The following is a 24,143-nucleotide window of genomic DNA, read 5'->3' on the forward strand; positions in this document are numbered from 1 at the left end:
ATCAAGCAGAATTAGTAATTTGTCGTAATGAAGAGCATTCGTGATAATTCGCCTAATCAAGATAAAGCCGGGGAACTTGGGTAAGATGGATAATGGGTAGGTCGCATTAAGCGCCCGGTCGGCACCGCGTGCCGGCCCGCACCTCGTCATTGGGTTCGCCCGCATGACGCCGAGCCGCGCGATGCTGCCGGCGCGGCGTCGGACCAAGCAGTCGAAACACGCCGATGAAGCCGCCTCCCTTCGCCTATTTCCGTCCCGGCACGCTCGACGAGGCGATCGCCATCCTTGGCCGGACCGAGAACGCCAAGGTGCTCGCCGGCGGCCAGTCGCTGATGGCGATGCTCAACCTGCGCTACGTCTTCCCCGACGCGCTGGTCGACATCAACGACCTCTTCGAGCTGAGCGGCATCGAGATCGCGCCGGAGCGCATCCGCATCGGCGCCATGACGCGCCAGCGGCGGATCGAGCTCGACGCCGAGCTGTACGAGGCGATGCCGATCTTTCGCGACGCGCTGAAGCTGGTCGGCCATCGCCAGACCCGCAACCGCGGCACCATCGGCGGCAGCCTGTGCCACCTGGACCCCGCCTCCGAGCTGCCCACGCTGGCGCTGCTGCTCGACGCCGGGATCGAGACCGCCGGCCCCGCCGGCGTCCGGCGCATCCCGGTCGGCGAGTTCATCACCGGCTACATGATGCCGGGCATCGGCCCAGACGAGATCGTCACCGCGATCGAGTTCGCCCCGTGGAGCGTCGCCCACGGCCACGCCTTCCACGAATTCGCCCGCCGGCATGGCGACTTCGCGGTCGCCTCGGCGGCGGTGATGGTGGAGCGCGACCGGCAGGGCGTCGTCACGCGCTGCGCCATCGCCATCGGCGGCATCGGCTCGGTGCCCCAGCGCCACGGCGCGGGCGAGACCGCGCTCACCGGCAGCGACGGCGGACCGGATGCGATCGCCGCGGCGCTGGAAAGCTGCGCCGGACTCGACATCCTCGGCGATTTCCACGGAGGCCCCGACTACCGCCTCAGCGTCGCGCGCACGATGCTGCGCAGAAGCCTCACTGCCGCGCTCGCGCGCGCTTCCGAGCGGACCCAGCAGGCCTGATGTACGAGATCGAACTCCTGATCAATGGCCGCCCCTTCCGCGGCGCGGCCGAAGCCCGCACCACGCTGGCGGACTTCCTGCGCCACACGCTGCGGCTGACCGGCACCCATCTGGGCTGCGAGCACGGCGTGTGCGGCGCCTGCACCGTGCTGGTCGACGGGGTGAGCGCGCGTTCCTGCCTCATGCTCGCGGTCCAGGCCGACGGCGCCATCGTCGAGACGGTGGAAGGGCTCGCCGAGCACGACGGCACGTTGCACCCGCTGCAGCAGGCCTTCCGCGATGCCCACGGCCTGCAGTGCGGCTTCTGTACCCCGGGCATGCTGATGACCCTCGTCGAGCTGCTGCGCGAGACCCCGCACCCGAGCGAGGACGAGGTCCGCGACGCCATTTCCGGCAACATCTGCCGCTGCACCGGCTATCAGAGCATCGTCGACGCCACGCTCGCCGTCGCCGGGGCCGCCGGCACGGAAGGGAGCGAGCCATGACCGGTACGCCCGCATCTCAACCCCGCGTCGTGACACGTCCCTCGGTCGGGCGCCCGGTGCCCCGGCTCGAGGACCTGCCCCTGCTGACCGGGGCGGGCCGCTATCTCGACGATATCGAGCTGCCCGAGCTGCTTCACTGTGCCTTCGTGCGCAGCCCGGTCGCCCATGCCCGCATCGAGCGCATCGATGTGGAAGCGGCGCGCGCCATGGACGGCGTGCACGCCGTGCTCACCCTCGCCGACCTGATGCCGAAGCTGACCTCGGGCCGGATGCCGCTCGGCGCCAGTCCGATCAAGGGCGAGAACAGCAGCACGCCCTTCGTGCTGGCCGACCGCGAGGTCGCCTATGTCGGCGAGCCGATCGTGCTGGTGGTCGCGCACTCGCGCTATCTCGCCGAGGACGCGGCCGCGCAGGTGCAGGTCGATTTCACCCCGCTCCCGGTGGCGAGCGACGCGCGCGCGGCCATGGCGCCCGACTCCCCCCTCGTGCGCACCGAGCTGAAGAGCAACGTCCTCAACAGCTTCAAGGTCGGCTTCGGCGACGTGGAGGCGGCCTTCGCCGGCGCCGCCCACGTCTTTTCCGACGTGCTCTCCCAGCATCGCGGCTGCGGCCATTCGATGGAAGGGCGCGGCGTGCTCGCCGAGATCCGCCCCGGCGACGAGCTCTGCGTATGGTCGTCGACGCAGATGCCGCACGACCTCTACTACATGCTGCAGACCATGCTCGGCCTGGATCAGGACGCGCTGCGCGTCGTGACGCCGGATGTCGGCGGCGGCTTCGGGCCGAAATACTGCCTGTACCCGGAAGAGGTCGCCCTGCCGGCGGCGGCGCGGCTGCTGCGGCGCAGCCTCAAATGGGTCGAGGACCGGCGCGAGACCTTCATCTCCTCGATCCAGGAGCGCGACCAGTACTGGTCGGTCGAGGTCGCGGTCGATGCCGAGGCCCGGCTGCTGGGCATTCGCGGCAGCCTCGTCCACGACCAGGGCGCCTATGCGCCCAAGCCCGTGAACCTGCCCTATAACGGCGCCACCGCCATGAGCGGGCCCTACATCCTGCCGGCCTACAGCATGGACGTGCACGTGGTGCACACCAACAAGGTGCCGGTCTCCTCGGTGCGCGGGGCCGGCTACCCGCAGGCCGTGTTCGCCATGGAGCGGACCATGGACCTGATCGCCGCCGGCATGGGGCTGGACCGTGCCGAGGTCCGCCGGCGCAACCTGATCCCGCCCGAGCAAATGCCCTACACCAAGAAGCTCAAGGCCCGGTCCGGCGCCGCGATGGTGTATGACAGCGGCGACTATCCGGCCTCGCAGCGCGAGGCGCTCGCCGCCGCCGGCTGGGACGACTTCCCCGAGCGCCAGAAGCGGGCGCTGGCGGAAGGACGCTATATCGGCATCGGCATGGCCAACGCGGTCAAGGGCACCGGCCGCGGCCCGTTCGAGAGCGGCGTGGTGCGCGTCGGCCAGAACGGCAAGGTCAGCATCTTCACCGGCGCCGCCGCCATGGGCCAGGGCCTCGCCACCGCGCTGGCGCAGATCTGCGCCGACCAGCTCGCGGTCCCGCCCGAGGACGTGACCGTGATCTCGGGCGACACCTCGAAGACGCCGCTCGGCCTCGGCGGCTTCGCCAGCCGCCAGCTCGTCACGGCGGGCTCCTCTGTTCATCTGGCGGCCCGTGCGGTCGCCGAGAAGGCGATCCGGGCGGCGAGCTCGATCCTCGAGGTGGACGAGGACCAGCTCGAGCTGCGCGAGGGGCACGTCCATGTCCGGGACGGCAATCGCAGCCTCGGCCTCGGCGAGATCGCCCGCATGCTGCGTGGCGCGCCCGGCTACGCCTTCCCCGCCGGCGTCGACCCCGGCCTCGAGGCGAGCGCGCAATGGCGCACCGACTCGCTCGCCTACGCCAATGCCTGCCATGTGGTCGAGGTCGAGGTCGAGCCGACGCTCGGCAGCGTCGAAATCACCCGCTACGTCGCGCTCAACGATTCCGGGCGGATGATCAATCCGATGATCGTCGAGGGCCAGGTCCAGGGCGGCATCGTGCACGGCATCGGCAACGCGCTCTACGAGTTCATGGGCTACGACGATTCCTGCCAGCCGGTGACCACCACCTTCCAGGAATATCTGCTGGTGACCGCCACCGAGCTGCCGCGGCTCGAGACCATCTTCCGCGAGACCCCCTCGCCCAAGAACCCGATCGGCGCCAAGGGCGTCGGCGAGACCGGTACCATCCCCGCGGCCGCGGCCGTGATCTCGGCGGTGGAGAACGCGCTCGCGCCGTTCGGCATCCGCATCTCCCAGACGCCCGTTCCTCCCCAGTCCCTGTTCAGGCTGATCGAAGCAGCGCGCCAGTCGCAAGCCGGGCAGCCGCCCCGACGCAAGGATCTTCCAGATGACCAAGAAACTTGAGCTCACGCTCGCCTGCGGCGACTACGAGATCATCCGCCCGCTCAAGGAAGGCGTCGTCCGGCCCGATGGCATCGAGCTCAACATCCTGACCGGGGCGGATTCGGCGACGCGGCACTGGCGGTTCCTGCGCAACGGCGAATACGACGTCGCCGAATGCTCGGCCTCGTCCTACATCGCCGCCCGCGACCGCGACATGCCGTTCCGCGCGCTGCCGGTGTTTCCCCATCGCCGCTTCCGCCACGGCTTCATCTTCACCAACACTTCCAAGGGCATCACCAAGCCGACCGACCTGATCGGCAAGAAGGTGGGCGTGAAGTTCTACCTGGTGACCGCGACGCTGTGGCTGCGCGGCATCCTCGAGCACGAATACGGCGTGCCGCACCAGTCGATCGAGTGGTTCGCCGAGCTCGACGAGGACATCAGCTTCACCCCGCCGCCCGGCGTGAAGCTGACCCGCCTGCCGGACGACAAGTCGGTCGAGGCCATGCTGGCCGAGGGCGAGCTCGACGCCGTGCTGCACCCCGACATCATCGACCCGATCGTCCAGCGCGACCCGCGCGTCGGCCGCCTGTTCCCGGACTACAAGGCCGAGGAGCAGGTCTATTTCGAGCGCACCGGCATCTTCCCCATCATGCATGTGCTGGGGCTGAAGCAGGAGCTGGTGGAGAAATATCCCTGGGTGGTGCCGAACCTCTACCAGGCCTTCGACGAGGCCAAGAACATCGCCATGAAGCGCATGCGCAACCCGCGCCTGGTGCCGCTCGCCTGGTACCAGGAAGCCTGGGACGAGCAGGAACGCCTGCTCGGGCCGGACCCGTGGGAATACGGCCTCAGCGACGCCAACCGGCACAACTTCGAGACGCTGGTCGGCTATTCCTACGAACAGGGTCTGATCGGCCGGCGGATCCCGCTCGACGAGCTCTTCCTCCCGGTCTCGCAGGGGCGCAAGCGCGGCAAGTTCCGCACCTGACGCACAGCCAGACCGACAGGAGGAAAGGGAAGACCCGCCATGGAAATCAGGAACAGCTTCGAGATCCCGCTGCCGCCCGACGAGGCGTGGAACGTGCTGATGGACATTCCGCGCATCGCGCCCTGCATGCCCGGCGCGGCGCTCACCGGCCAGACCGGGGACGGCGGCTATGAGGGACAGGTGGCGGTGCGGCTCGGCCCGGTCGCTCTCTCCTTCAAGGGCGTCGCCCATTTCATCGAGCGCGACGCCGCCGCGCGGCGGGCCCGGCTCAAGGGCCAAGGGGCGGACCAGAAGGGCCGCGGCGGCGCCAGCGGGCTCGTCACCTTCGAGCTCAGCCCGAGCGGCGCCGGCACCCGGGCCGACATCACCACCGAGGTGGCGCTGTCCGGCCCGGTCGCGCAATATGGCCGCGGCACCGGCGTGATACAGGGCGTGGCGACGCAGCTCTGCAACCAGTTCGCCGACAATCTGAGGGCGCTGATCGCGGCCCCGGGTGCCGGCGGAACGGCGCCGGACGGCACCCCGGCAGCACCAGCGGCGGCCCCGCCGGCGGCCAAGCCCATCAGCGGCTTCTCGCTGATCCTCACCGTTCTCTGGCAGAGCCTGCGCCGCCTCTGGTCGCGCGCCTGACCCTCCGGCCGGGCGCGCCGGTCGGGCGCGCGCCTCTCACAGCACCTTGGCGCCGTGGATCTGCTCGGACGACTTGATGGTCGCCATCAGGATCTCGAGGATCCTCTGCGTGCTCGGCGAGTGCGAGCGCAGATGGCGGGTGATGAGGCAGATCTCGCGGGTGAGCAGCGGCTCGTGCAGCTCGCGGAACTCGAACTCGGTCAGCGGGCTCGTGCGCGCGGCCAGCAGCGGCAGGACCGAAATCTTGCCCCCGAGGTGAAGCAGCGCGTAGAGCGAGGTCGTGCTCGAGGCATGGTCGTGGTTCTCGGCCCGGTCGAGCAGCCCGAGCTCGGGCTGGCGGGCGAGGATGGCGCCGATGCCGGTATCGTCGGTGAGGCCGACATAGTCGAACGGCTTGAGGTCGCTCCATGTCAGCCGCCCGCGCCGCTTGGCCAGCGGATGGTCCTTCGGGAACACGACGCCGAACGGGTCGGCCAGCACCGGCACGTAGTCGAGGTCCGGGAAGTTGTTCAGCGGGCTGGAGAGGCCGAAATCCACCCCGCCGTCGAGCACCGAACGCTCGATCTTGTCCGAGCCCTGGTCGTAGACGGAGATGGTGACGTCCGGGTAGAGCCGGCGGAACGCGCTCAGCGTGGGCGCCAGTACATGGGCCATGATCGACGGCGCGACGGCGATCTTGATGTGACCGCGCTGGCTCTTCGAGATCGCCTGCAGGTCGGAGAGCGCATTGTCGAAGTCGCGCAACACCCGCTCGGCGACGGTCTTGAACCAGACCGCGTCCTTGGTGAGTTCGACCCGGCGGGTTGTGCGGTCGAACAGCTTGAGGCCGGCCTCTTCCTCGAGCTGCTTGATCGTCGCCGTGAGCGATGACTGCGTCTGGAAGAGACGGCTCGCCGCCAGAGTGAAGGATCCGGTTTCGGCGACGGCGACGAAGCACCGCAAATGCCGAAGCTTGATGGCTGCGCCCATGTCCCGAAGCGGTTCCTGTCCTGATTCTCGCCTCTGATCGGAGGGCGCAACGTAGCACGGCGCACGCGCACCAAGAGCGTCAAACCGCGCACACCGGGCAATGCCCGCCGGCGGGACCGGACCGGCCGTTCGGCCTCCCCGCCCGGCCGCGCCCGCGCGGGACACGGCCGGGCGGGAGCGGCATCAACTGCCGAGGATCGGGAACACGCCCTCGGGAAGCGGCAGGTGCAGGAGCAGGTCGAACAGCAGGTAGATCAGCCCCGCCGTTCCCAGCACGTAGAGCAGGCAGACCAGCCAGGACGCCTTCGCCACGATGCGCAGATACAGCACCGTGAACACCGGCAGCGTGACGAGCAGGCCGACCGTGTAGAGGCCGACGAAGAAGAACACGATCCAGCTCACCACCGATCCCCACATGCGCTTGTCGGCGCGGGTGAAGATCTTGTGGAACTCGTCCTCGTTGCCCTGGTCCTCGTCGCCCTCGACCAGCTGGACATCGTCGCTGCCATGCCCGCCCCCGGCGCGGGCCGGGACGGCGGCGGGGGCCGGCGAGAGCGTCTGCCAGATCAGCGCGCCGAGGTTCAGCAGGCACAGGATCAGCCCCACCGCGCTCAGCAGGCGCGGGAAGAAGGCGGCGTTGGCCGGCCATTTGAGGCTCAGCGTGTAGGCGCCGGCCATAATCGCGATCAGGCCGAAGGTGATGATCCAGTCGCCATAGGCGACCGTGCGGGGGCTGCCCGCCACGCTCTTCGCGCTCATGAACGCACCTCCTTGAGGCTGGCCGCCTGCCGGTCGCGCGCATGCTTGCGCACGTCCCAGCCGGTCTTGAACAGGATGGCCACGGCGGCGATCGCCAGCACGATCACCAAGGGCCGCTGGATCCACGACCAGCCATAGAGCGAGCTCGACAGGAACAGGTAGCGCTCGCACAGATCGCCCAGCACGGCGCCGAGCAGCAGCGGCGCGCGCGGCCAGTTCCACCGCAGGCAGACGACGCCGACGAAGGCCGAGGTCGCCATCACCCAGATGTCGAACATGCGGTTGTTCTCTGCATAGGCCCCGAGCACCACGAGGATCAGCAGGAACGGCACCAGGATCGGGCCTTCGGTGAAGGTCAGGCGCGCGAGCGGCTTCAGCAGCGGCAGCGCCAGGATGACCACGATGATGTTGGCGATGATCGTGATCCACACCATCGAGAAGGTCACGTCGAGATGGGTGGTCAGCATCTCCGGGCCGGGATTGAGGCCGGAGATCAGGAACGCGTTCAGCAGGATCGCCGTGCTGACGCTGCCCGGCAGGCCGATGGCGATCATCGGGATCAGCGCGCCGCCGTCCTTGGCGTTGTTGTTGCCGCCGGCGGCCAGCAGGCCGTCGATACTGCCCTTGCCGAACTCCTCGGGATGCTTGGAGGTCTGCTTGGCGTGGCCATAGGCGATGAACTGCGCCACCGAGCCGCCGACGCCCGGGATCACACCGATGCCGGCGCCGATCAGGCCGGCGACGGCGACGGTCTTCCAGTAGCGGAAGGTGTCGAGGATGCCCTGGCCGACGCCGACGATCTTGCGGCTCGCCGACTTGCCCGCGATGCTCTCCTTGCTGAGCATGAGCTGGAGGATCTCCGGCCCGCCGAACAGGCCGATCACCACCGGTACGATGCCGATTCCGTCCCACAGCTCGAGCTGGCCGAAGGCGTAGCGCGGTACGCCCGCCTGCGGGTCGATGCCGACCAGCGCGATCAGCAGCCCAAGGCAGCCCATGATGAGCCCGCGCAGCATCTGCCCGCGCGAGAGCGAGGCGATGAAGATCAGGCCGACCACCGTCAGCATGAAGAATTCCGGCGGCCCGAAGGCCAGCACGATCGGACGGATGACCGGGATCGACAGCCCGAGCGCCAGCGCGCCGATGATGGCGCCCACCAGCGAGCTCATCAGCACCGCGCCGAGAGCGCGGCCGGCCTGCCCCTTGCGCGCCATCGGATGGCCGTCGAGCACCGTCGCCGCCGACGTCGCCTCGCCCGGAATGCCGAACAGCACCGCCGTGATGTCGCCCGTCGTCGACGTCACCACCTTCATGCCGAGCAGGAAGGCGAAGACGTGGATCGGCGGCATGCCGAAGGTGAAGGGAAGCATGAGCGCCATGGCCACCGGGCCGCCGATGCCCGGAAGGACGCCGACGACAAATCCGATGAAGATGCCGATCATCATCAGCATCATTGAGTCCGGGCTGAGAACCTGGAGCAGGCCGGACAGCACTGCGTCGAGCATAATTCGTCCTATCGTCTCTGGAAGGGCCTCCCGCGCCGGACGGCCGGCATGGGGAGGCGCGGTTCCGGGATCTTGCGTCCCGTTATTGCGTGCCCGTTATTGCGTGAACGACTCGTGGAGCAGGTCGAGATACTCCTTCGGCGCGCCCTCGGTCGCGGTCTTGATCAGCTCGGCCACGCGCTTGCCCGAGAGGGGCTCGACGGGGCGGTTGAGCTGACGGGATTCGTCGAGGAAGGCGGTGCTCGCCACGGTGCGGTCGAACGCGTCGCGCAGGCATTGCAGGCGCTCCGGGGCGATGCCGGGCGGCGCGGCGAGCGCACGGCCGGCGGCCGTCACCGACGCCTGCACCGTGATGAGCGGCAGGAACTTGGCGTCCACCACCTCCGACAGCGGCACCAGTTCGGGTCGGCTCGGCTCGCGCTCGGTGCCGAAGACCCAGAGCGTGCGCGCGGTCTGCGCCTTCTCCGCCGCCTCCGCCGCGCTCAGCGAGGAGGCGAAGAGGTCGAGATCGCCGCGCCCGAGCGAGGCGAAGACCTCCGGCGCGCCGCTGAAGCCGGTGATGACCTGCGACTTGGTCTCGATGACGGTCGCGAGCAGCCGGGCGGTGATGTATTGCGGCGAGCCGAGGCCGGTCGAGCCGATGCGCACCGTGCGCTCGCCGCCGATCTTGGCAATGTCGGCGAGGCTCTTGATCGGGCTGTCCGGGCCGGTCGCGATCACGTCCGGCTCGCCGGAGACCCGGCCGATCCAGGAGAAGCCGTTGGTCTTGAAGGCGACGCCGGCCGCCCCGCCGAACTCGGCGGCAATCATGCCGCTCGCCGCGATGAGCTGGATCCGCAGCCCGTCGGGCTTGGCGGCCCAGGTCTGGTTGGTGGCGAGCAGGCCGCCGGCGCCGGGCTGGTTGCGCACGATCATGTTCGCCGCGCCGAGCTCGTCGCCCATATATTTCGCGACCATGCGCCCATAGGCGTCGAACCCGCCGCCGGCGGAGAACGGAACCACCAGCTCGACGGTCTTGTCCTTGAAGAAGGCGCACTCGTCCGCCGCGCGGGCGGCGGTGAGCGGTACAAGAGCGAGCGCCGCCACCAGCGACAGCGTGCTCAGACCCTTCGCCGGGGCGAACGCCCGGCCATTTTCGGCTTGCTTGAAAAACGTCCCGGCCATGTCTCGGCTCCCGGCAACCTCATCCTGCCGGCCGGCGGAACGCGCGTCCCGCCGGCCGGCGCGGCCACATGTCGAACAGCAGGGCTACTGGGCGTAGGCCTTGTGAAGCAGCTCAAGATAGTCCTTGGGCGCGTCGTCGGTCACGCTGCGCACCAGCGTGGTCATCTTCTGGCCGTCGAGCGGAGCGACGGGGCGGTTGATCTTCTTGGACTCGTCCAGAAGCTTCTCGCTCGCCATCGCGCGGTCGAACGCGTCGCGCAGGCACTTCAGGCGATCTTCCGGCACCTTGGGCGGCGCCGCCAGCGCGCGTCCGGCGGCGACCACCGCGGCCTGCGCCTTGATCAGCGGCAGGAACTTGGCGTCGACGACCTCGGACAGGGGCTTGATCTCCGGGCGACCGGGGACGGCTTCGGTGTCGAACGACCAGAGGATGCGCGCCGTCTCGGCCTTTTCGGCCGCTTCGCCGCCGCTGAGCGAGGAGACGAAGAAGTCGAGCTCGTCACGGCCCAGCGAGGCATAGACCTCCGACGAGCCGCTGAAGCCCGTGATCACGTCCGTCTCGACGCCCAGCATCTTCGCCAGCAGACCGGCCTCGATGTAATCGATGTCGCCGACGCCGGAGGAACCGATGCGGATCTTGCGATCGGCCGCGATCTTCTTGACGTCGTCGAGCGACTTGATCGAACCGTTGGGCGCGGTGGCGATCACGTCCGGCTCGCCGGAAACGCGGCCGATCCAGGAGAACTGGCCGCTCTTGAAGCCGACGCCGTCGGCGCCGCCGAGCTCGGAGGTGATCATGCCGCTCACCGACATAAGCTGGATCTTCAGCCCGTCGGGCTTCGCGGTCCAGGTCTGGTTGGTGGCGAGAAGGCCGCCGGCGCCGGGCTGGTTGCGCACGATCATGTTGGCCGCGCCGAGCTCGTCGCCCATATATTTCGCGACCAGGCGCCCATAGGCGTCGAAGCCGCCGCCGGCCGAGAACGGCACGATGAGCTCGACCGTCTTGCCCTTGTAGAAGTCGCAGCCATCGGCCGCCTGGGCCGGGCCGGCAAAGGCGGCGGCGAGGACGACGGGCAGCACCAGCGGCAGCATGCGGGCGCCGCGGCGCCCCACGCCTGCGGCGTCACGGAAGGAAAACAACGCGCTCAATTTGATCTCCCACTCAATAGTTCCTGGAAGGACCGTTTCGTTTTCCAACCGACTTACGGGTCGACGCGTCGAAAAACACCCGGCAATTTTTGATAAATGCCAACCTGAGCGATGCAATGAAGGAGAATTCGATCGGCTATACTTCAGGAGCGGGCAAGGACGACGCAAGCAGTGGCGGCGCGCAGCCCGCATTCCGGAGCGATAGCCAGCAGGTCTCCTCTTACCAATTCGCACACCGCGCGAGGCCGTAAGAGGGCATTATTGCGACGTCAGCTAGAGGCACAAATTCATAATAATTCTGGCTTATTCGTTTTTGATTATATATGGCCCCGCTGCGATCGGTAACGCGCTTAGCAAGAGGACATCCGGCTCCCGCCGCACGGACGACCTCGATTTACAGGGTCGCCTCGTTTTTCATCATGGCTAGCGGGAGATGCGAGTTGCGCGGCCAATATCTCCGCGAAACGCGCCTTCAGCGGAGGTGAGCGTCGAATAATTAGGCATCGCGGAAGACGCGAACCGCGGCCGTTTCCCGATATCATGATACCTCGTCCGATCGCTCGTCCGCGAACGACCCGCCGAGCGGCCCGCCCGGCGACCCGACGCGAATTTTCGCGCGGGCCCTTCGACATGCAGCTCAGCTTCATCGGCCATCGGGGCGAATTGCCCACCCGGTCGAGCGGATGATCGTCTGCGCGCCCGAGCGCATCATCATCGCCCATGACAGGTGGTATGATCGCGGCGGCGGCGCCGGGCTGAAGCGCACCTTCCGCCGGGTGCTCCGAGCGACGCCGCCATTGGAACGCGTGGTGGGGCGCCCTGTCACGCGCTCGTGATGAGCCGTGCCGGCCTGCCGGGCGAATAGCGGCGGGGCGGGCGGTGTTTGCCTCGGGTTGAGGGGCACCTGCACGAGTGACACCACATGCGCCTAATATCCGATCGCGAGCCCACGGCCCGGCCCATTCCTGCCGCCGGCGCGGCGCCCATCCCTTCCCGCGACGCGCCGCCCGCGCGCCTGCTCTCGCTCGCGACCGCCGTGCCCGAGCACGTGCTGAAGCAGTCCGACGTCGCCGGCGCGATGCACCGCTTCTTCACCGAGGTCTTCAGCAGCTCCAGCACCATGGCCGGCATCTTCGCCAGCACCGGCATCCGCCAGCGCTACGCCGCCTGCCCGCTCGACTGGTATCTCGAGCCGCGCGGCTGGCCCGAGCGCACCGCCGTCTACGTGAAGGCCGGCGGCGACCTGTTCGTCGAGGTGGCGAACAAGGCGCTGAAGGGCGCCGGCTGCAGCGCCGCCGAGGTCGATACCGTGGTCTATGTCTCGACCAGCGGCATCGCCACCCCGAGCCTCGACGCGGTGGTGCATGCCCGCATGGGCTTCCGCGCCGATGTCGAGCGGGTGCCGGTGTTCGGGCTCGGCTGCGCCGGCGGCGTCACCGGCCTCGCCATCGCCTCGCGCCTCGCGCAGGCGCGCCCGGGCTCGACCGTGCTGATGGTTACGGTGGAGCTGAGTACCCTCGCCTTCCGCCTCGACCGCCCGGACAAGGCGCATCTGATCTCGACCGCGCTGTTCGGCGACGGCGCGGCGGCCTGCGTGCTGCGCACCGACGGGCAGGGCCTCGCCACGGTCGAGGGCGCGGGCGAGCATCTGTGGCCCGACACGCTCGACATCATGGGCTGGAGCATCGATCCGGTCGGCTTCGGCGTCATCCTGCGCCCGGACGTGCCTGCCTTCGCCGCGACCCATCTCAAGCCCGCCGTGACGGGCATATTGGAGCGCATCGGCCTCGCGCCGGAGGATGTCGGCCGCTTCGTCTGCCACCCCGGCGGGACGAAGGTCGTGGCGGCGATCGAACGGGCCTTCGGCCTCGGCCAGGGCGCGCTCGACCACGAGCGCGGCGTGCTGGCGGATTTTGGCAACATGTCGGCGCCCACCGTGCTGTTCATCCTCGACCGGGTGATCGCGCAGGGCCTGCCGGAGCGCGCCGCGCTGGTGACGATGGGGCCGGGCTTCACCGCCTCCTGCGTCTCGCTCGCGCAGGCGGCATGAGGGGCGACGGCGATGGACGCGATCCTCATCCTCGGCTTCGTCACGCTGCAGCGGCTCGGCGAACTCGTGCTGTCGAACCGCAACACCGCGCGTCTGCTCGCCCGGGGCGGGCATGAGGTGGGGCGCGGGCACTACCCCTTCATGGTCGCGCTGCACGCGCTGTGGCTGGCCGGCCTGTGGTGGCTCGCTCCCGGGCGGCCGGTCAGCCTCGTGCTGCTCGTGGTCTACGGGTTGCTGCAGGTGATGCGCGTATGGGTCATCGCCTCGCTCGGCCGGCGCTGGACCACGCGCATCATCGTGCTGCCGCAGGCGCCGCTGCTCCGGCGCGGGCCCTACCGCTTCCTCGCTCATCCCAACTATGTCGTCGTCGCCGCCGAGATCGCCGTGCTGCCGCTGATCTTCGGGCTCACCGGCTTTGCCGTGCTGTTCTCGGCGGCGAACGCGCTCATCCTGTGGGTGCGCATCCGCACCGAGAACGCTGCGCTCGGCATCGGCGCGGCACGGCGGGAGATGCGGGCGTGAGCGCGGACGCCGCCATGCCCGGCGGGGCGGTGGCGCCGCGCATCTGGATCGGCTTCGCCGCCATGTGCCTCGGCATGTTCATGGCCGTGCTGGACATCCAGGTGGTGGCGACCTCGCTGCCGGCGATCCGCACCGCGCTCGGCATTCCGGCCGAGCTGATGAGCTGGGTCCAGACCGCCTATCTCATCGCCGAGGTGATTGCGATCCCGCTGACGGGCCTGCTCACCCGCGCGCTCGGCATGCGGCGGCTGTTCGTTGGCGCGACCGGCATCTTCACGCTCGCCTCGCTCGGCTGCGCGGCGAGCACCGGCTTCGCCACGCTGGTGGCCGCGCGGGTGGTGCAGGGCTTTTCCGGCGGCATGCTGATCCCGCTGGTGTTCTCGGCGGTGTTCCTGCTGTTCCCGTTCCGCCTGCAGGGCTTCGCCACCACGCTCGCCGGCATGCTCGCGGTGCTGGCGCCGACCGTCGGGCCGGTCGTCGGCGGCTGGATCACGCAGACCACCTCCTGGCACTGGCTGTTCCTCGTCAACATCGTGCCCGGCATCCTCGCCTGCGCGGTCGGCCTCGTGGCGCTGGCGCGGCAGGCCCTGGACGCGCCCCTGCTGCGCAGCCTCGACACGGCCGGCCTCGCCTTGCTCGCGCTCTGCCTCGCCAGCCTCGAGATCGGGCTCAAGGAGGCGCCCCAGCGCGGCTGGCTGGCGCTGCCGGTGCTGGCGCTGCTCGCCGCCAGCCTCGTCGCCGGCGCGCTGTTCGTGCGGCGCATGCTGGCGGGTGGGGCGCCGCTGGTCGAGCTGCGCACCTTCCGCGACCGCGGCTTCGCCATCGGCTGCGCGCTCAGCTTCATTCTCGGCATGGGGCTCTACGGCTCGGTCTATCTGATGCCGGTGTTCCTCGCCTTCGTGCGCGGCCACGGGCCGCTCGCCATCGGCATGGTGATGCTGGTCACCGGCGTCACCCAGCTCGTCACCTCGCCCATGGCGGTGGCGCTTGAACGGCGCGGCAGCGCGCGCCTGCTTACCCTCGCCGGCTTCGTCATGTTCGGCGCCGGCCTCGCCATGAGCGCGTTCTCAACCCGCGAGACCGATTTCGACGGCATGTTCTGGCCGCAGGTGGTGCGCGGCGGCGCGATCATGCTGTGCCTGCTGCCGCCGACCCGGCTCGCGCTCGGCCGGCTGGCGCCGGAAGCCGTGCCCGACGCCAGCGGCCTGTTCAACCTGATGCGCAATCTCGGCGGCGCTATCGGCATCGCGCTGGTCGACACCGTGATGTTCGGCCGCGCGCCGATCCATGCCGAGGCGCTGAAGCAGAGGCTGCTCGCCGGCGACACCTCCGCTGCCGAGTTGGTGGGGCTGCCGCCGGACGCGCTGAGCGGCCCGGTCACCACGCCGGTCGACCCGGCGATCGAGGCCTTCGTCCGGCCGCTGGTCGAGAAGGCGGCGCTGGTCCAGTCGATCAACGAGGCCTGGGCCCTGCTGGCCGCCGCCATGTTCGTCGGCTGCGTTCTCGCTCTGCTGGCGCCGGCCGCGGATGGCCGCCCCGGGCCCGGCCCCACCCATTAGCGCGGGGGCGGATCCCGGGACGGCTTCGCCTGAAGCTGCGCCCCTCATTCGGAACGGTAGACCATGCGCCTCAGCACGTCGTCGCGCAGGAGGTGATGGTGCAGCAGCGCCGCGGCGGCATGCAGCCCGGCGACGCCGATCAGCGTCCACGCCACGGCATTGTGCATCTCGGCGAGAAGATGGCTGTTCTCCCGCCCCAGCACGATCAGCGGCGGCACCGCGAACAGGTCGAAGAAGCGCAGGCCGCCGCCCGCGGACCAGCCGAACAGGAAGCCGAGCACGGCCTGGGCGAGCAGCAGCGCGTAGAGCGCCAGATGCACCGTGCCGGCCGCGAGCCGCTCCAGAGGGCCTCCCGCCGGCGGCAGGGCATGGGGACGGGCGAGCCGCCAGACGATGCGGGTAAGCACGACGAGCGCGAAGACGATGCCGAGCGCGACATGGGTCGAGATCAGCGCGTGGCGCAGCGGCGTGCCGCGCGGGAGAAATTCCCAGACATGGGCGCTTGCGAACTGCGCGAGGACGAGCACCGCCGTCGCCCAGTGCAGGGCGATGGTGAGCCCGTCGTGCCGGTCGGCGGAAACGGAGCGGGTGGTCGCTGTGGCGGGAAAGGACATGGGGAGTCTCCTTCGAGTGGATGCCCGCCAACACCTTGGCGCCCAAGGATATTCGTCCGTTTGGAGAACTTTTCCCGCGCGCCGCCGCTGCACGCGCCGTCAGGCGGAGAGCCGCTCGGCGAGACCCGTCGCGAGGTCCTTCATCCGCTCCGGGCCGGCATGGCCGATCAGCATGAAGGCGTGGTCGGCGCTCGACCAGTAGACGACGTTCATCCCGCGGCGCCGCTCGCTCTCCATCGGCTGCCGGCCGCCCTCGGGGTGGGCGGTGATGCACAGCGCCATCGGTCCGGTCTCGGGATCGAGATAGGCGATCTGCACCAGTGGTTGGCCGTCATAGCTCAGGATCTGCGCACGCCGATATTCGGCCGAGGGCAGCGCCACCGCTTCCGGCGACAGCGACAGGCCGAGCCGCTGCTCGATGAAGGCGAAGTCGGCGCGCTGGCTCTGCGGCGAGGGCGTCGGCCCTGACAGCGTCTCGCGCGTGTAGAGCGACATGTAGCCCGCCACCGCCTTGCGCCATTCGCTCGCCTCGTCCTCCTCCTGCGCGGCCGGTACGGAGAGACGCACCAGGGCGCGGTCGGCGACGATGCCGGCAAGCAGCGAGGCCGCCATGGCGCCGACGAGGCTCCGGCGGGTGAGCCATCCGTTGCGGGCGGGCGCCGGCGAGGGTGTCGCCGCCAGCGCCGCGGCGAGCCGGTCGTGCGGCGCGGCGTCGAGCAGCGGGGCGAACGCCTCGCCGAAGGCCAGGCTGGCCCGGGCGAGAAACTCGATCCGCTCGGCGACGCGCGGGTCCTGCGCGGCCAGCGCCTCGAGGCGCGCCGCCTCCTCGGGCGGGAGCTCGCCGTCGAGAAAGGCGGTGATCTCCTCGTCGGTGATCTTGTCGGGGTCGATGCTCATCGTGCCTCCACCTCCGAAAGCCGGGTCGCGATGCGGGCGCGGGCGGCCGCGAGGCGGCTCATCACCGTGCCGATCGGGATGTCCAGCACGTCGGCCACCTCGCGGTACGAAAGTCCCTCGACATAGGCAAGGAACACCGCGCTGCGCTGCGCCTCGGGCAGCGCGTCGACCTGCTCCAGCACCTGGCTCGCGAGCACGCGCGTCTCGGCCTGGCTCGCGCCGTCGACCGACAGCACGTCCCCGGAATCGAGGACGCCCTGGCCGAGGCGGACCTTGCGCGAGCGCAGCTCGTTTAGCCAGATCGAATGCAGGATGGCGAGCAGCCAGTGGTCGAGCCGGGTGCCGGGCTGGAACTGGCCGGCGCGCTCCAGCGCGCGCAGGCAGGTCTGCTGCACCAGATCGTCGGCGACGTCGCGCTGGCGCGACAGCACGAGGCCGTAGCGCCAGAGCCGGGACAGGTGCCGCGACAGACCCTGCCTTATCTCCGCTTCACTCGCGATGCTCGCCTCCGTCGGACGTACCGACACGCGGACGGCCGGTCGCTGTGCGGCCCGCCCTGCGTCGCCAGCATAGACCGGCGAGGGGACCTGCGCGAATGCTGCCATGGCAAGGCCCGCCGTGTTTGCCGGTTCGCCCTTTCCGTGCGGCTCAGATGCCGGACGGGTCGGCCAGCGCCTCGCTCAGGTCGCGATATTCCTCGCAGCCGGTGCCGCAGAGCTTCTCGATCGTCTGGAGCTGCTCGCGAGCGAGGTCGAACCGTCCCTTGATGACGTAGGCTTCGCCCAGATATTCACGCACCTTGGCGTAGTTCGGGTCGAGCTTCACCGACTGGAGATAGTAGGTGATGCCCTCGTCGGTGCGCCCGAGCTTGCGGGTGGCATAGCCGCGATAGTTGAGGACCTTGGCCGTGTTCGGCTCCTTCACCGTGTCGAGCACGGCGAGCGCCTCCTCGTAGCGCCCGGCCTTGGCGAGCGAATAGGCATAGTCGGCGCGGTTGTCGTCGGGGATGTTGGCGCCCTGCTGCTGGACGCATTTCTGCGCCTTCTGGTCGTAGATCTGGCCCTTGGGGCAGGTCGGGGTGGTGTCCTCGCCGAGGGCGTGGGCCGGCACCGGCAGGGCGGCGATGGCGAGGCTGCCGCCGACGATCAGGGCGGCGGCGCGAAGCATGGTCGTGGTCATGTCTGGTCTCCGGGGAGTGGCGACGTTGCCTGACGCGAACACCCCAGCGGCGACCTTATTCACCGGCGGATGCGATTTTTCCGGCGGTCACCGCCGACGGGCCCGGATGCCCCGTCGGCGAGGGTGCATGCGGCGGGCGCATCGACCGTCCGCCGCGAGGCCGGATCGACCGGCCGCCCTCAGCGCATGGCGTCGAGGATGTCGCCGCGCGTCAGGCCCATGTCGTCGAGCAGGTAGTCCGGCAGCGACAGCATGAGCCGGTAGTCGCGACGCCGACGGCGATGGGCGGCGGACATCCAGCGCGGCCATAGCCGGCGCCACGGCACGGCGGGGAGGGATATCGAGTTCAGCCCGGCCGTCGGACCGGAACCAATAACAACTTGATAAGGCATCATTCTTTCCTCCTTTCCGAGGACGGGACAGGTCATTCGGGCCTGTTGGGAAATGCCGCGCCGTCGGGCGCGCGCGGACGCCGCGCGAACCCGCTTCCGGCGCGGCGTCGTCAGTGCAGACGCACCGGCATCGGCGTGATCTCGCGGATGCCGCCGAAGCCGCTCAGCCGCGGCAGCTTGCGGATCTCGACCTCGCGCACATTGGCGGCGAGCGCGGCGAGGCATTCCTCCATCTCGATCCGCGCCAGCGTCTCGCCGATGCAGCGGTGCGGGCCGAGGCCGAACACCGGATGCAGGCGCGGATGGTCGGCGCGGCGGATGTCGAAGCGCTCCGGCTCGGCATAGAGGCCGGGATCGCGCAGCGCCGACATGGTGCTCAGCCGCAGCGCGGTCCCCGGGAACACGGTGACGTTGCCGATCTCGATCGGCGCCGTCGCCACGCGCAGTACCGAGCCCACCGAGGGGTCGAAGCGCATCGCCTCGGCGACCGCGCCGGGAATCAGGCTGTTGTCCGCCCTCACCGCCTCCCAGGCGCGATGCTGCACCAGCAGCGCCACCAGCATGGCGAAGGCCGCCCGGGTGGTGTCGCTGCCGCCGATGATGACGCCGATCACCTGGAAGATGAGGCTCTCCAGCGGCATTACCGGGTCGCGCCGCCAGCTCGCGGCGAGATGCGACAGCAGGTCGTCGCGCGGCCTGTCGAGGCGCAGGCGGATCTGTTCGGCGACGTAGCAGAACAGCTCGCCGGTCGCGTTCTCGATCGCCCGATGGTGCTCGTAGGGGTAGATCGGCCCGATGGCGCGGGCGATGGTGTAGACGCGCCGGGCGAAGAACGCGCTGTCCTCCTTCGGCAGGCCCAGTATCGCCGCGATCATCTCCGCCGGCACCCGCGCGGCCATGCGCTCGACGAAATCGAACATCTCCCCGCGCGGCAGCTCGGCGACGATGCGCTCGGCGACCGCGCGCACGTCCGGGCGCAGGCCGAACATCGCCTTGTAGGCGAAGCTGCGGGCGAACAGGCCGCGCTTGGCGCGATGCTGCTCCGAATCGGAGAAGATGAAGAAGTCCTTCAGGAAGCGCGCCGTGATCCCGTCCGGGATCTGGTTCAGGGCGACGTACTCGGTTCCCTCGACCTGCCGCGTGCGCGGGTCGGAGAGCAGCGGGATGACGTCGTCCGCGCGCAGCACGAGATACTGGCCCTCCGCCAGCTGGACCAGCGGATGCTCCCTGCGAAGCGCCGCGAGGCCGGCATGCGGATCATCGATAAGCGCTCTCGGGTCGACGCGCACAGGTGCGCTCTTCCCGACCAGATTGTTGATTCGAAGCATGTGTTTGCTCGTCCAATGCCCGCCGCCGACGTCGTCCGTATGGCGGCGTTGCGCGAGGTGGTGGTGATGTCACGAATGGCGGGGGGAGCATGTCGCGCGCCAGCGTTGTGGCGAGCGTTGTAACGGCGATGGTTTTTAGCGGCCGAAACGTTGTTTTTCGGCGTAGAATGCGCCCGTCCGTCCAACGGAACGGCGCGTCCGAGGTCGCACTTCACTTGCGATGATGTCCGGAACGCAACGATTCCGCTGCGGCACGCTGTGATGTATCGCTGCACGCCCTTATCGGGCCACCGCAAGGCCGGCCCACCTCACGTAAAGGCTGTCGCATGCGCCACGAAGCTGCATTTGAAGGTCCCGACGCGGCCCCGGACCTCGAGATTTCGCTGCTCGGCGAATTGCGCGTGGTCCGGCTGGGGGCAGAGGTCGCGCTTCCCGCCTCGCGCAAGGCCCGCGCGCTGCTTGCCTTTCTGGTCGCGACCGGCCGCCCGCACCGGCGCGAGCGGCTGAGCGAATTGTTCTGGGATCTTCCCGACGATCCCCGGGCAGCGCTGCGCTGGTCCCTCACCAAGCTGCGCAAGGTGGTCGACAGCCCGGGACGCCCGCGCATCATCGCCGACCGCGAGCGCGTCAGCTTCGACGCCGAAGGGCTCGCCATCGACATGCGCGGCGTTCGCGGTGCGCTGCGCGATCCCGGCGCCGACATCCCCCTGAGCGCGCTCGAAACCATGGCCGAACGGCTGGAGCAGGTCTTCCTCGACGGGCTCGACGGCGCCGGCGCGGATGACGGGGCGTTCGATTCCTGGCTGACCGCCGAGCGCGAGGACATGCGCGCCGCCCGCTGCAGGGTCCTCTACCGGCTCGCCACCCATCCCGACATGGACCCGATCCCGGCGCAGAAATGGGCCCGGCTGTGGCGCGAGGTCGACCCCGAGGGCAACGAGGCCCGCCGGCCGGGCCCGCCGGCGCCCCATCGCCGCGAGATGGCGGAGGCCCGCGAGAGGCCGCCCCCGCCCGCCCTCATCGCCGGACCGGGCACGGGACTCTTGCAACTGCCGATTCCGCGCTCGCCGGTGCCCCGCCCCTCCGTGCCGCAGCTCATCGAGCGCGCCCTGCGCTCGCAGCGCATCGGCTTCTGCGAGGTCGGCGACGGGACCAAGATCGCCTACGCCATCACCGGCTCCGGCCCGCCGCTGCTGAAGGCTGCGAACTGGCTCAACCACCTCGAATTCGACTGGTCGAGCCCGATCTGGGGCCGCGGCTTCGCCGAGATCGCGCGGCTGCGGACCTTCGTGCGCTATGACGAGCGCGGCTGCGGCCTGTCGAACTGGGACGTCGACGACCTCACCTTCGACGCCTTCGTCGAGGACCTCGAGGCCGTGGTGGACAAGCTGGGGCTCGAGCGCTTCCCGCTGCTCGGCATCTCGCAGGGCGCGGCGGTCTCGATCGAATACGCGGTGCGCCACCCCGAGCGGGTCTCCGGCCTGATCCTGATCGGCGGCTACGCGGCCGGCTGGCGCCACCTCTCCTCCCCCGAGGAGCAGGCGCGGCGCGAGGCGGTGCGCGACCTGACCAAGGTCGGCTGGGGCACCGACAATCCCGCCTATCGCCACATCTTCTCCCAGACCTTCATGCCCGACGCGGGCCCGGAGGAACTCGCCTGGTTCGACGAATTCCAGCGCCGCACCACCTCCGCCCACAACGCCGCCCGCTTCCAGGACGCGTTCGGCGACATCGACGTGCGCGACCGGCTGGCCAAGGTGCGCACGCCGACCATCGTGCTCCATTCCCGCTACGACCAGCGAGTCCCGCTGGAGGTCGGCCGTGCGCTCGCCTCCGGCATCCCGGACGCGCATTTCGTGCCGCTGGAAAGCCGCAACCACATACTGGTCGACAACGAGCCGGCCTGGCTGACCTGCGTCGACGCGGTGCGCCGTTTCATGCTGAAGATGCGCATCTGAGACGCGCCGCACCGGAACCGCCGCGCGCGGCTTCGTGACCGCTTACGCCGTCAGGGGGATGGCCGGCGGCATACGCCTTGGGGCAGGCTGGGGCCGACTCCTCGCATCCGAACTCCTCGCATCCGAAGGCAGAGCCGATGTCCTCCAACGTTCCCGCGATCCCTCTCAATGACGGCAACAGCCTTCCGCAGATCGGGCTCGGAACATGGCAGATCGCCAATGACGCCGTGCCCGCCATCATCGAAGCGGCGGTCGGGGCCGGCTACCGCGCCATCGACACAGCCGCCGCCTATGGCAACGAGGCCGGCGTCGGCGAGGGCATCCGGCGCTCGGGGCTGCCACGCGCCGAGATCAAGGTGACGACCAAGCTGTGGAACGACGGCCACGGCCGCGACGCGGCGCTGCGCGCCTTCGACGCCAGCCTCGCCGGCCTCGGCCTCGATACGGTCGACCTCTACCTCATCCACTGGCCGGTGCCGGCCAGCGGGCTCTATGTCGAGACCTGGAAGACGCTGGTGGAGATCGCCCGCGAAGGGCGCGCCCGCAGCATTGGCGTCTCGAACTTCACCGCCGAGCACCTCGAGCGGGCGATCGAGGCGACCGGCGTCGTGCCGGCGGTCAACCAGATCGAACTGCACCCGCACTTCCAGCAGCACCAACTGCGCGCCTTCCACGCCGCGCATGGCATCGTCACGCAATCCTGGAGCCCGCTCGGGCGCGGCAGGCTCCTCGACGATCCGGTGCTGGAGGCGGTCGCGCGCAAGCACGGGCGCAGCACCGCGCAGGTCGTGCTGCGCTGGCACGTCGAGAACGGGCTGGTGGTGATCCCGAAATCCGTCCGCGCCGCGCGGCTCGACGAGAACATGGCGATCTTCGACTTCGCCCTCGACGCCGAGGACATGGCGGCCATCGCCGCGCTGGACCGGACCGACGGGCGCGGCGGCCCCGACCCCGCGACCTTCGGCTGAGGAGACCGGTCCGCCGCCTCCTCCCACCACCGTCGCGGTGGCGCCGTCTCCTCTCCCGGACTACCTTCGAACGCGCAGCCTCCTCCTCACGAGACGGGACGATCATGGCCGGCAGTCGCAGCCTCGGCGGTTTTCTGAGCTGGTGCATTACCTCGGCGGCGCACGCGCTGGCCGATTTGCGCCGCCATCCCGGACTTGGCGAGGAGGCGGGCTACGGCGCGAGCCCCAGCCTGCCGACGCCGCGCCCGACGCGGATTCCGATCATGAAGATCGCCCCCGCGGTCGGCTGGCCGCCGGGCGGCAAGCCGGTCCCGGCGCCGGGCTTCAAAGTCGAGGCCTTCGCCACCGGCCTCGACCATCCGCGCTGGGTCTACGAGCTGCCGAACGGCGACATACTGGTGGCGGAGAGCACGTCGCCGCCCCGCCCGGCGGGCATGGGCGGGCTGCGCGCCGTGGTCGAGGACCTCGTCATGGTGCGCGCCGGCGCGGGACGGCCGAGCGCCAACCGCATTACCCTGCTGCGCGATGCCGACGGCGACGGCGTGGCGGAGCAGCGCTTCGCCTTCCTCGAAGGGCTCTATTCGCCCTTCGGCATGGCGCTGGTCGGCGACCGGCTCTATGTCGCCAACGCCGATGCGCTGGTGCGCTTCCCCTATGAGGACGGCGTCACCCGCATCACCGCGCCGGCGGAGAAGGTCTGCGACCTGCCGGCCGGGCGCAACCACCACTGGACCAAGAGCCTGGTGGCGAATGCGGACGGCTCGCGCCTCTATGTCGGCGTCGGCTCCAATTCCAACGTCGCCGAGTTCGGCATGGAGGAGGAGGTCGACCGCGCCGCCATCCTCGAGATCGACCCGGCGACCGGCACCCACCGCGTCTTCGCCGGCGGCCTGCGCAACCCGGTCGGCATGGACTGGAACCCGGTCACCGGCGAGCTTTGGACCAGCGTGAACGAGCGCGACGAGATCGGCGACGACCTCGTGCCGGACTACATGACCTCGGTGAAGGACGGCGCCTTCTATGGCTGGCCCTACTGCTATTTCGGCCAGATCGTCGACGAGCGGATGAAGCCGCAGCGCCCCGACCTCGTCGCCCGCTCGCTCAAGCCGGACTACGCGCTCGGCTCGCACACCGCCTCGCTCGGCCTGACCTTCGCCAGCGACGGGCGCTTCGGCGAACGCTTCCGCGGCGGCGCCTTCATCGGCCAGCACGGCTCGTGGAACCGCAACCCGCCGGCCGGCTACCGCGTGATCTTCATCCCCTTCACTGAGGGCAAACCGTCCGGCCCGCCGGAGGAGATCCTCGGCGGCTTCCGGGTCGACGGCAAGGCGCTGGGAAGGCCGGTCGGCGTCATCATCGACCGGCGCGGTGGCCTGCTGGTGGTGGACGATGTCGGCGACTGCGTCTGGCGGGTGCGCGCGACCGCCCCCTGAACCCGGCCGCGGCGGCGGCGGCGCCCCCCCCCCCCCCCCCCCCCCCCCCCGTCAGCAAAAAGACGGTTCGCGCCGCCCGCCCCGCCCCCCGGGGGCGGAGC

At 69.8% G+C, this 24,143-nt stretch carries 23 protein-coding genes; 12 read left to right on the forward strand and 11 right to left on the reverse strand.

The features are described 5' to 3' along the window. The first annotated feature begins 224 nt into the window (after positions 1–224). From NVS89_RS19380 to NVS89_RS19400, 5 genes are read left to right on the forward strand one after another with little or no spacing between them, the layout of a single operon-like run. Positions 225–1,103 (forward strand): FAD binding domain-containing protein, encoded by an 879-nt coding sequence (locus NVS89_RS19380; protein ID WP_258734404.1) that lies wholly within the window; start codon positions 225–227, stop codon positions 1,101–1,103. Continuing rightward, positions 1,103–1,588 carry a (2Fe-2S)-binding protein gene (locus NVS89_RS19385; RefSeq protein ID WP_258734405.1) on the forward strand — a complete coding sequence of 162 codons (486 nt, stop codon included), beginning with the start codon at positions 1,103–1,105 and terminating at the stop codon, positions 1,586–1,588. Before NVS89_RS19380 ends, NVS89_RS19385 begins: the two co-directional genes overlap by 1 nt. Further along, the gene (locus tag NVS89_RS19390; protein ID WP_258734406.1) at positions 1,585–3,996 is read left to right on the forward strand and encodes a xanthine dehydrogenase family protein molybdopterin-binding subunit; all 2,412 of its coding nucleotides are present in this window, start codon (positions 1,585–1,587) and stop codon (positions 3,994–3,996) included. The genes NVS89_RS19385 and NVS89_RS19390 overlap by 4 nt, the downstream gene beginning before the upstream one ends. After that, the gene (locus NVS89_RS19395) at positions 3,980–4,966 is read left to right on the forward strand and encodes an ABC transporter substrate-binding protein (RefSeq protein WP_258734407.1); all 987 of its coding nucleotides are present in this window, start codon (positions 3,980–3,982) and stop codon (positions 4,964–4,966) included. Before NVS89_RS19390 ends, NVS89_RS19395 begins: the two co-directional genes overlap by 17 nt. Positions 4,967–5,005: 39 nt before the next feature. Next, the gene (locus tag NVS89_RS19400) at positions 5,006–5,596 is read left to right on the forward strand and encodes an SRPBCC family protein (protein ID WP_258734408.1); all 591 of its coding nucleotides are present in this window, start codon (positions 5,006–5,008) and stop codon (positions 5,594–5,596) included. Positions 5,597–5,632: 36 nt separating this feature from the next. Here the strand turns inward: NVS89_RS19400 and NVS89_RS19405 are convergent, their stop codons facing one another. The 5 genes from NVS89_RS19405 to NVS89_RS19425 form a co-directional block, all read right to left on the reverse strand. Beyond that, on the reverse strand, positions 5,633–6,565 hold the full coding sequence (locus tag NVS89_RS19405; RefSeq protein WP_258734409.1) for a LysR family transcriptional regulator: 933 nt from the start codon (positions 6,563–6,565) through the stop codon (positions 5,633–5,635). Between the two features lie 183 nt (positions 6,566–6,748). Beyond that, positions 6,749–7,324 (reverse strand): tripartite tricarboxylate transporter TctB family protein, encoded by a 576-nt coding sequence (locus tag NVS89_RS19410; protein ID WP_258734410.1) that lies wholly within the window; start codon positions 7,322–7,324, stop codon positions 6,749–6,751. Further along, entirely contained in the window at positions 7,321–8,829 is a 1,509-nt protein-coding gene (locus NVS89_RS19415; protein WP_258734411.1) for a tripartite tricarboxylate transporter permease, read from the reverse strand. Before NVS89_RS19415 ends, NVS89_RS19410 begins: the two co-directional genes overlap by 4 nt. 96 nt (positions 8,830–8,925) lie before the next feature. After that, positions 8,926–9,993 (reverse strand): Bug family tripartite tricarboxylate transporter substrate binding protein, encoded by a 1,068-nt coding sequence (locus NVS89_RS19420; RefSeq protein ID WP_258734412.1) that lies wholly within the window; start codon positions 9,991–9,993, stop codon positions 8,926–8,928. An 84-nt stretch (positions 9,994–10,077) separates the two neighbouring features. After that, entirely contained in the window at positions 10,078–11,142 is a 1,065-nt protein-coding gene (locus NVS89_RS19425; protein ID WP_258734413.1) for a Bug family tripartite tricarboxylate transporter substrate binding protein, read from the reverse strand. Between the two features lie 683 nt (positions 11,143–11,825). Between NVS89_RS19425 and NVS89_RS19430 the strand changes: the two genes are divergently transcribed. The 4 genes from NVS89_RS19430 (at position 11,826) to NVS89_RS19445 (ending at position 15,273) form a co-directional block, all read left to right on the forward strand. Beyond that, positions 11,826–11,978: a hypothetical protein gene (locus tag NVS89_RS19430; RefSeq protein ID WP_258734414.1), complete on the forward strand. Its 153-nt coding sequence runs from the start codon at positions 11,826–11,828 to the stop codon at positions 11,976–11,978. An 86-nt stretch (positions 11,979–12,064) separates the two neighbouring features. Continuing rightward, the gene (locus NVS89_RS19435) at positions 12,065–13,192 is read left to right on the forward strand and encodes a type III polyketide synthase (RefSeq protein WP_258734415.1); all 1,128 of its coding nucleotides are present in this window, start codon (positions 12,065–12,067) and stop codon (positions 13,190–13,192) included. 12 nt (positions 13,193–13,204) lie between these two features. Continuing rightward, positions 13,205–13,714 (forward strand): isoprenylcysteine carboxyl methyltransferase family protein, encoded by a 510-nt coding sequence (locus tag NVS89_RS19440; protein WP_258734416.1) that lies wholly within the window; start codon positions 13,205–13,207, stop codon positions 13,712–13,714. Then, entirely contained in the window at positions 13,711–15,273 is a 1,563-nt protein-coding gene (locus tag NVS89_RS19445) for a DHA2 family efflux MFS transporter permease subunit (RefSeq protein WP_258734417.1), read from the forward strand. Before NVS89_RS19440 ends, NVS89_RS19445 begins: the two co-directional genes overlap by 4 nt. 44 nt (positions 15,274–15,317) lie before the next feature. On the opposite strand, the gene NVS89_RS19450 is transcribed toward NVS89_RS19445, so the two are convergent. The 6 genes from NVS89_RS19450 to NVS89_RS19475 form a co-directional block, all read right to left on the reverse strand. Then, positions 15,318–15,887 (reverse strand): cytochrome b, encoded by a 570-nt coding sequence (locus tag NVS89_RS19450; RefSeq protein WP_258734418.1) that lies wholly within the window; start codon positions 15,885–15,887, stop codon positions 15,318–15,320. Positions 15,888–15,986: 99 nt separating this feature from the next. After that, positions 15,987–16,784, reverse strand: coding sequence for a zf-HC2 domain-containing protein (locus tag NVS89_RS19455; protein WP_258734419.1), 798 nt, complete (start codon positions 16,782–16,784; stop codon positions 15,987–15,989). Beyond that, positions 16,781–17,389, reverse strand: a complete 609-nt coding sequence (locus NVS89_RS19460) for an RNA polymerase sigma factor (RefSeq protein WP_374114602.1) — start codon at positions 17,387–17,389, stop codon at positions 16,781–16,783. The genes NVS89_RS19455 and NVS89_RS19460 overlap by 4 nt, the downstream gene beginning before the upstream one ends. A gap of 43 nt (positions 17,390–17,432) precedes the next feature. Beyond that, complete coding sequence (locus NVS89_RS19465) at positions 17,433–17,963, reverse strand: tetratricopeptide repeat protein (protein WP_258734420.1); 531 nt, start codon at positions 17,961–17,963, stop codon at positions 17,433–17,435. Between the two features lie 179 nt (positions 17,964–18,142). Next, entirely contained in the window at positions 18,143–18,259 is a 117-nt protein-coding gene (locus NVS89_RS19470; protein ID WP_258734421.1) for a YjiS-like domain-containing protein, read from the reverse strand. 206 nt (positions 18,260–18,465) lie between these two features. Beyond that, positions 18,466–19,683: a cytochrome P450 gene (locus tag NVS89_RS19475; protein ID WP_258734422.1), complete on the reverse strand. Its 1,218-nt coding sequence runs from the start codon at positions 19,681–19,683 to the stop codon at positions 18,466–18,468. Between the two features lie 326 nt (positions 19,684–20,009). On the opposite strand from NVS89_RS19475, the gene NVS89_RS19480 reads away from it, so the two are divergent. The 3 genes from NVS89_RS19480 to NVS89_RS19490 all read left to right on the forward strand — a co-directional run bounded on the left by NVS89_RS19480 (position 20,010) and on the right by NVS89_RS19490 (position 24,042). Further along, positions 20,010–21,641, forward strand: a complete 1,632-nt coding sequence (locus NVS89_RS19480; protein ID WP_258734423.1) for a bifunctional AfsR/SARP family transcriptional regulator/alpha/beta hydrolase — start codon at positions 20,010–20,012, stop codon at positions 21,639–21,641. A 137-nt stretch (positions 21,642–21,778) separates the two neighbouring features. Further along, on the forward strand, positions 21,779–22,609 hold the full coding sequence (locus tag NVS89_RS19485; protein ID WP_258734424.1) for an aldo/keto reductase: 831 nt from the start codon (positions 21,779–21,781) through the stop codon (positions 22,607–22,609). 104 nt (positions 22,610–22,713) lie between these two features. Further along, positions 22,714–24,042, forward strand: coding sequence for a PQQ-dependent sugar dehydrogenase (locus NVS89_RS19490; protein ID WP_258734425.1), 1,329 nt, complete (start codon positions 22,714–22,716; stop codon positions 24,040–24,042). Positions 24,043–24,143: the final 101 nt, after the last annotated feature.

The organism is Ancylobacter mangrovi, from assembly GCF_024752355.1.
Classification (GTDB): Bacteria; Pseudomonadota; Alphaproteobacteria; order Rhizobiales; family Xanthobacteraceae; genus Ancylobacter; species Ancylobacter mangrovi.